Origin of the sequence: Bacillus sp. CGMCC 1.60114, from assembly GCF_042676365.1 — a bacterium.
In the GTDB taxonomy this organism is placed as follows: Bacteria; Bacillota; Bacilli; order Bacillales; family Bacillaceae_G; genus Bacillus_A; species Bacillus_A rhizoplanae_A.
Window position 1 is genome coordinate 66,530 of sequence record NZ_JBHTHG010000073.1, and the last position, 6,614, is coordinate 73,143.

Consider the following 6,614-nt stretch of genomic DNA (forward strand, 5'->3'; position numbering starts at 1 on the left):
GATGGAAGTTTCACTTTATCCTGATTTAAAGGATTGTATTTTGGTGTGTAAAATCTGTTGATGAAAGTGGCGCTTAATTATGATGGAATAAAGGTAAGAAAAAATGTGAATATAAAAGAATAAGCTTTGCATATCGTATAAAGGAAGTGTTTTTTTCTAGATGGAAAAATCGCCATTTTATCGTGATACGTGGGTAGAGGTAAACTTAGATGCGATTTATGACAATTTGACTCGTATTAAATCCATCATTCCGAAAAATGTGGAGGTTTTTGCTGTCGTGAAGGCAAATGCATATGGTCATGGATCGGTGCAAGTTGCAAATACAGCATTAGCGGCAGGGGCTACAAGACTAGCTGTTGCATTATTGGATGAAGCTCTTGTCTTAAGAAGAGCTGGAATCAAATCGCCTATTTTAGTATTAGGTCCTTCACGCCCGGAAGACGTTAATGTGGCAGCGGAGAATGACGTTACATTAACTGTGTTTCAAAAAGAATGGATAGAAATAGCGAAAAAGTCTTGGAATTCTTCTTGTTTATTTCATTTTCACCTTAACTTCGATAGCGGAATGGGGAGAATTGGAATTCGTGAAAAAGGGGAGTTGAAAGAGTTTTTAAAGAGTTTACAAGATACCCCTTTTTTTAATCTGGAAGGAGTTTATACTCATTTTTCAACAGCCGATGAGGTAGAGAAAGCTTATTTTGATAAACAGTATAATATGTTTTTGGAACAACTAAGTTGGCTAAAAGAATTTGGATTGACCCCAAAATTTATTCATACAGCTAATAGTGCGGCAACTTTACGTTTTCAAAGTGTTATTTTTAACGCTGTTAGAATAGGGATTGCGATGTATGGATTAATCCCGTCTATACAAATGCTCCCTTCTTTATCGATTGAGCTTACCCCTGCATTATCTTGGCATACAACTGTTATGCATATGAAACAGGTAACAAAAGGTACTGGAATTAGTTATAACGCTACTTATCGAACGAAAACAGAAGAATGGATTGCCACATTGCCTGTTGGATATGCCGACGGTTGGTTACGCAGGTTACAGGATTTCGAAGTGCTTGTAAATGGTATAAGAGCGCCGATTGTAGGTAGGGTTACAATGGATATGCTGATGATTCGTGTGCCATATGAAGTGCCGCTTGGAACCAAAGTGACTTTGATTGGAAGACAAGATGATAAATATATTAGTGCTACTGAGATTGCGGAGTATTCAGAGACAATTAACTATGAAGTTATTGCAACAATCAGTTTACGTGTTCCGCGTGTATATGTAAAAAATGGAAAAGTTGTAGAGATTGTAAATTATTTAAATAAAATATAAGATGAGACTTCCATAGTTCAAGTATACACTTATAAAAAGGTGAGTATGTCCTTTTTTGACAAGTTGAGAAACTCAATTTGAAAGAAGAACATAGAAAAGTACAAGGAAATGAATGTTTTATTTCCAAATTGGAAAACATAAAACAAGAAATCAGGAAGTCTTTGCAACAGGCTTCATACAATGGTATTATTAAAATAGGTGTCATATATATATGTGTGTGTGTAGTTGACGGTGGAGGTGTATTTTTGTGTCCGAATCAAGTGTAACTACTGAAATCGTTGTTCGGTTGCCAAAACAAGTGGTGACAGAATTAGACGGAATTGGAAAACAAGAGAATAAGAATCGCCATGAACTTATTTGCCAGGCAACACAATTGCTATTGCGCCAACATAAAACAAAGAAGCGCTACCAGCATGAATCAATGCGACGTGGGTACATTGAAATGGGAAAAATTAATCTTGGTATTGCATCTGAAGCTTTCTTAGCGGAGTATGAAGCAGCTCATACAGTAGAACGCTTAGTTAGCGGGGGGTAATCTCTTGATTGTAAAACGCGGCGACGTGTATTTTGCAGACCTTTCTCCAGTTGTTGGTTCTGAGCAAGGAGGCGTTCGTCCGGTTCTGGTCATTCAAAATGACATTGGGAATCGTTTTAGTCCTACTGTGATTGTGGCGGCCATTACTGCGCAAATCCAGAAAGCGAAATTGCCCACTCATGTGGAGATTGATGCGAAAAAGTATGGGTTTGAAAGAGATTCTGTTATCTTGCTCGAACAGATTCGAACAATCGATAAGCAGCGCTTAACGGACAAAATCACTCAGTTAGACGATCTGATGATGAATCGTGTAGATGAAGCTCTGCAAATTAGTTTGGGACTGATAGATTTTTAGTTCAACATTGAAGTTGCTCTCTTTTAAGAGCAGCTTTTTTTATTATTAAGGAGGTTTTGTTGCAAATGGAAATGGTAAATGACCGCCAAGAATTAATGAAAATGTTAGCGAAAGAACTGAATTTTTCAGAGAAGCAAGTGCGTCATGTTATCGAGCTGACAGAGGAGGGTAATACAGTTCCATTTATTGCTCGTTATCGAAAAGAATGGACAAACTCATTAGATGAAGTGCAAATTCGTTCGATTTTAGAAAGATGGCAGTATATCACTCAACTTGAAAATCGTAAAGAAGAAGTGTTGCGTTTAATTCATGAAAAGGGAAAGCTTACAGAAGAGTTGCGTCGTAACATTATCTCTGCAACAAAACTACAAGAAGTGGAAGATTTATATCGTCCATATAAAGAAAAACGAAGAACAAAAGCAACAATTGCAAAAGAGAAAGGGTTAGAACCTTTAGCAGATTGGTTATTAACGTTCGCGAAGGACAATGCGTTGGAAAAAGCAAAAGTATTCGTAAATGAAGAGAAGGAAGTTCATTCACCAGAAGAAGCGTTACAAGGAGCAAAAGATATTGTCGCAGAATACGTGTCTGACGAAGCATCTTATCGCAGTTGGATTCGAAATACTACTTTTAGAAAAGGAACCATTTCAGCAGTTGTAAAAGATGAAGAGAAAGATGAAAAGAATGTATACGAAATGTATTACAGCTATGAAGAGCCAGTACAAAAAGTTGTACCTCATCGTGTATTAGCCATGAATCGCGGTGAAAAAGAAGAAATCTTAAAAGTAGCAATCGTTCCTCCGGGTGAAGAAATTCTTCAGTTTTTACATAAAAAAGTAATTCATAAATCATACGCACCAAGTGCTTCTTATGTGCAAGAGGCGATTGAAGATGGTTACAAGCGTTTGATTCAACCGTCTATTGAAAGAGAAATTCGTAAAGAGTTAACAGAGATAGCGGAAGAACAAGCGATTCATATTTTCTCAGAGAACTTAAGGAATTTATTGCTACAACCGCCGATGAAAGGGAAGATTGTATTAGCTGTAGATCCAGCATATCGTACGGGATGTAAACTTGCTGTTGTAGATGATACAGGAAAAGTGCTTCATATCGACGTTATCTATCCGCATCCGCCTGCTCAGAAATATGAAGAAGCGAAAAAGAAATGTATTTCAATTTTAGAAAAGTATAAAGTAGAAGTAGTTGCAATTGGAAATGGTACAGCTTCTCGTGAAACGGAAGAGTTTGTAGTAGATGTATTACAAGCAGTTACACGTGATGTATTTTACATTATTGTCAATGAAGCTGGTGCGAGTGTGTATTCAGCATCAGACTTGGCAAGGGAAGAGTTTCCTGATTTGCAAGTTGAAGAAAGAAGTGCAGTTTCTATTGGAAGACGTTTGCAAGATCCGCTTGCAGAATTAGTAAAGATTGATCCAAAGTCTGTTGGGGTAGGACAATATCAACATGATGTATCACAAAAACAGTTAAATGGATCGTTAACATTTGTTGTTGAAACGGCTGTAAACCAAGTTGGAGTGAACGTAAATACCGCTTCTGTTTCTTTATTACAATATGTTTCTGGATTATCAAAAACAGTTGCGAAAAATATTGTAAAAAAACGTGAAGAGAGCGGGAAATTTACAAAACGTGCTGAGTTAAAAGATATACCACGATTAGGTGCGAAGACATATGAACAGTGTATCGGTTTTTTACGTGTTCTAGAAGGTGAGAATCCGCTTGATCGAACAAGTATTCATCCAGAACAATATAAGAATGTAGAACTGTTATTGAAAATCCTAGGATTATCTATTACAGATGTTGGACAACCTCATTTGCAGAAGCGTTTAGAAGAAGTGGAAATTCCTTCGTTATCAGAGCAAACAAACATTGGTGAACCGACATTGCGAGATATTATTGATGCTCTTATTCGTCCAGAACGGGATTTGCGTGATGAATTACCGAAGCCGCTTCTAAAAAAAGGTATTTTAAAACTAGAAGATTTAAAACGAGGCATGGAATTGGAAGGTACGGTTCGTAATGTTGTTGATTTTGGTGCTTTTGTTGATGTTGGTGTGAAGCAAGATGGATTAGTTCATATTTCAAAAATGAGTAAGCAGTTTGTAAAACATCCATTAGATATCGTGTCTGTAGGACAAATTGTAAAAGTGTGGGTCGATGAGGTTGATATGAAAAAAGGACGCGTCGCTTTATCTATGTTACCAATAGAGTGATGAAGTAAAATGAACCATTGTGGCTTTTTTTAATCTGCACTGAGAATTAATTTGTGAATAGAGGCTGCTATCTATTAAGTCTGTGATACATGAAAAGGGAGTGGAGGACGTTCCGCTCCCTTTATTTGCTAAGAATATTGCTTTTTTTATAAAAAAACCAGCATTCGTTAAGTAATTTGATTTGATAGCGGTTTTTTTCATAATAAGCACGCCGCATTTGTTTACGAAGCCATGCTGGCATATGAATCCCTCCTTTTATAGAAGTGAGGATGGGTATATGTACTATTTAATGTATGCATGAGACAAAAAAGACGTGTAGATTTATTTTTATTAGTAGGAGAGATACGGATGCAGGGGATAGATATTCAGAGATTGGTGGAGAAAATATCAGTAGAATATTTTGCGAGGCCTTTTTTGCATAAAGCGACATTTAACAAACGTTTACGTACGACAGGTGGGCGGTACATATTAAGGACACACAATATAGAATTAAATTATCGTTATTACCAAACCTATGGGGAAAAGGAATTAATTGCAGTAATTAAGCATGAGCTTTGTCATTATCATTTACATATTATGGGTAAGGGGTACCGACATAGAGACAGGGATTTTCGTGAGTTATTGAATAAGGTAGATGCGCCGCGTTTTTGCAAGAGGATTCCTGATGAGATGAAAGAGAAAAAACAATACATATATGTTTGTTTATCGTGTGGCTCCCAATACATAAGAAGGAGAAGAGTAAATACAAATCGCTACGTTTGCGGGAAGTGTAAAGGACGTTTGAAGCAGGTAAAAAAACACCTTGACAGTTAAAAATCAATCCAGTATATTATAAACATGTCAGCTCACTACAAGATATTGTAAGAAGTGCTTGACTTGTAAAATGATTTTTTATAAGATAAAAAATGTCTTTCTTATTCCGCAGTAGCTCAGTGGTAGAGCTATCGGCTGTTAACCGATCGGTCGTAGGTTCGAGTCCTACCTGCGGAGCCATATAATATAGAGAAGTACCCAAGTGGCTCAAGGGGCTCCCCTGCTAAGGGAGTAGATCGCTTACGCGGTGCGAGGGTTCGAATCCCTTCTTCTCTGCCATAATTTTGGCCCGTTGGTCAAGTGGTTAAGACACCGCCCTTTCACGGCGGTAACACGGGTTCGAATCCCGTACGGGTCACCACTTCGGAGGATTAGCTCAGCTGGGAGAGCACCTGCCTTACAAGCAGGGGGTCGGCGGTTCGATCCCGTCATCCTCCACCATATGATCAAAAAATAAAGGTCCCGTGGTGTAGTGGTTAACATGCCTGCCTGTCACGCAGGAGATCGCCGGTTCGACCCCGGTCGGGACCGCCATTTAAACTTCTAGTAGATGGAAGTTGTTTTTTTGTTAGAGGGTATGATAAAATGTTTTTCTTCACTAAAAAATCTTGTGAAGTGAATTCAAGTAATATCCTCAAAGATGTTAATTTATTCGATTAAATCGATGGGCTATAGCCAAGCGGTAAGGCAACGGACTTTGACTCCGTCATGCGCTGGTTCGAATCCAGCTAGCCCAGCCATTTAAGAGCCATTAGCTCAGTTGGTAGAGCATCTGACTTTTAATCAGAGGGTCGAAGGTTCGAGTCCTTCATGGCTCACCATTTTAAAGGTGTTGTAACGCGGTCGTGGCGGAATGGCAGACGCGCTAGGTTGAGGGCCTAGTGGGGGCGACCCCGTGGAGGTTCAAGTCCTCTCGGCCGCACCAAAAAAAGAAATAAAAAAATGCTTGCATTAATTTTACCACCATGGTATATTAATAAAGTCGCAAAAAACAAACAACATACATTAAGCGCCCGTAGCTCAATTGGATAGAGCGTTTGACTACGGATCAAAAGGTTAGGGGTTCGAGTCCTCTCGGGCGCGCCATTTACGGGAAGTGGCTCAGCTTGGTAGAGCACCTGGTTTGGGACCAGGGGGTCGCAGGTTCGAATCCTGTCTTCCCGACCATGCGGGTGTAGTTTAGTGGTAAAACAAGAGCCTTCCAAGCTCTGGTCGAGAGTTCGATTCTCTTCACCCGCTCTTGAGTTCTTTGAAAACTGAACGAAACAAACAACGTGAAACGTCAATTTTTATTTATGATGCTAGACAAACACTTTATTGGAGAGTTTGATCCTGGCTCAGGATGAA

6 protein-coding genes and 11 tRNA genes are annotated in these 6,614 nt (G+C 38.8%); 16 read left to right on the forward strand and 1 reads right to left on the reverse strand.

All coding sequences use genetic code 11. The features are described 5' to 3' along the window. Nucleotides 1-160: 160 nt before the first annotated feature. From alr to ACFQZ1_RS11540, 4 genes are all read left to right on the forward strand, one after another. Nucleotides 161-1,330 (forward strand): alanine racemase, encoded by a 1,170-nt coding sequence (gene alr, locus ACFQZ1_RS11525; protein ID WP_377882324.1) that lies wholly within the window; start codon nt 161-163, stop codon nt 1,328-1,330. 247 nt (nt 1,331-1,577) lie between these two features. Beyond that, complete coding sequence (locus ACFQZ1_RS11530) at nt 1,578-1,865, forward strand: antitoxin EndoAI (protein ID WP_000004571.1); 288 nt, start codon at nt 1,578-1,580, stop codon at nt 1,863-1,865. Between the two features lie 4 nt (nt 1,866-1,869). Next, nucleotides 1,870-2,220, forward strand: a complete 351-nt coding sequence (gene ndoA, locus ACFQZ1_RS11535; protein WP_020063273.1) for a type II toxin-antitoxin system endoribonuclease NdoA — start codon at nt 1,870-1,872, stop codon at nt 2,218-2,220. 65 nt (nt 2,221-2,285) lie between these two features. Next, nucleotides 2,286-4,454, forward strand: a complete 2,169-nt coding sequence (locus ACFQZ1_RS11540) for a Tex family protein (protein WP_377882325.1) — start codon at nt 2,286-2,288, stop codon at nt 4,452-4,454. Between the two features lie 121 nt (nt 4,455-4,575). On the opposite strand, the gene cmpA is transcribed toward ACFQZ1_RS11540, so the two are convergent. Further along, a complete protein-coding gene (gene cmpA, locus ACFQZ1_RS11545; protein WP_377882326.1) occupies nt 4,576-4,695 on the reverse strand; it encodes a cortex morphogenetic protein CmpA in 120 nt (39 codons plus the stop codon). A gap of 107 nt (nt 4,696-4,802) precedes the next feature. Between cmpA and ACFQZ1_RS11550 the strand changes: the two genes are divergently transcribed. The 12 genes from ACFQZ1_RS11550 (at nt 4,803) to ACFQZ1_RS11605 (ending at nt 6,506) form a co-directional block, all read left to right on the forward strand. Next, nucleotides 4,803-5,267 (forward strand): SprT family protein, encoded by a 465-nt coding sequence (locus ACFQZ1_RS11550; protein ID WP_377882327.1) that lies wholly within the window; start codon nt 4,803-4,805, stop codon nt 5,265-5,267. Between the two features lie 105 nt (nt 5,268-5,372). Further along, nucleotides 5,373-5,447 (forward strand) — tRNA-Asn (locus tag ACFQZ1_RS11555). An 8-nt stretch (nt 5,448-5,455) separates the two neighbouring features. Further along, nucleotides 5,456-5,546 (forward strand) — tRNA-Ser (locus ACFQZ1_RS11560). A gap of 7 nt (nt 5,547-5,553) precedes the next feature. Then, nucleotides 5,554-5,628, forward strand: a tRNA-Glu gene (locus ACFQZ1_RS11565). 4 nt (nt 5,629-5,632) lie between these two features. Continuing rightward, nucleotides 5,633-5,708: transfer RNA gene (locus ACFQZ1_RS11570), tRNA-Val, on the forward strand. Nucleotides 5,709-5,725: 17 nt separating this feature from the next. Continuing rightward, nucleotides 5,726-5,801 (forward strand) — tRNA-Asp (locus tag ACFQZ1_RS11575). 131 nt (nt 5,802-5,932) lie between these two features. Continuing rightward, nucleotides 5,933-6,007: transfer RNA gene (locus ACFQZ1_RS11580), tRNA-Gln, on the forward strand. Nucleotides 6,008-6,012: 5 nt separating this feature from the next. Then, nucleotides 6,013-6,088 (forward strand) — tRNA-Lys (locus tag ACFQZ1_RS11585). Nucleotides 6,089-6,106: 18 nt separating this feature from the next. Further along, nucleotides 6,107-6,192 (forward strand) — tRNA-Leu (locus ACFQZ1_RS11590). Between the two features lie 84 nt (nt 6,193-6,276). Then, a tRNA-Arg gene (locus tag ACFQZ1_RS11595) sits at nt 6,277-6,353 on the forward strand. A 4-nt stretch (nt 6,354-6,357) separates the two neighbouring features. Continuing rightward, a tRNA-Pro gene (locus ACFQZ1_RS11600) sits at nt 6,358-6,434 on the forward strand. A gap of 1 nt (nt 6,435) precedes the next feature. Then, nucleotides 6,436-6,506, forward strand: a tRNA-Gly gene (locus ACFQZ1_RS11605). The last annotated feature ends 108 nt before the right edge of the window (nt 6,507-6,614 follow it).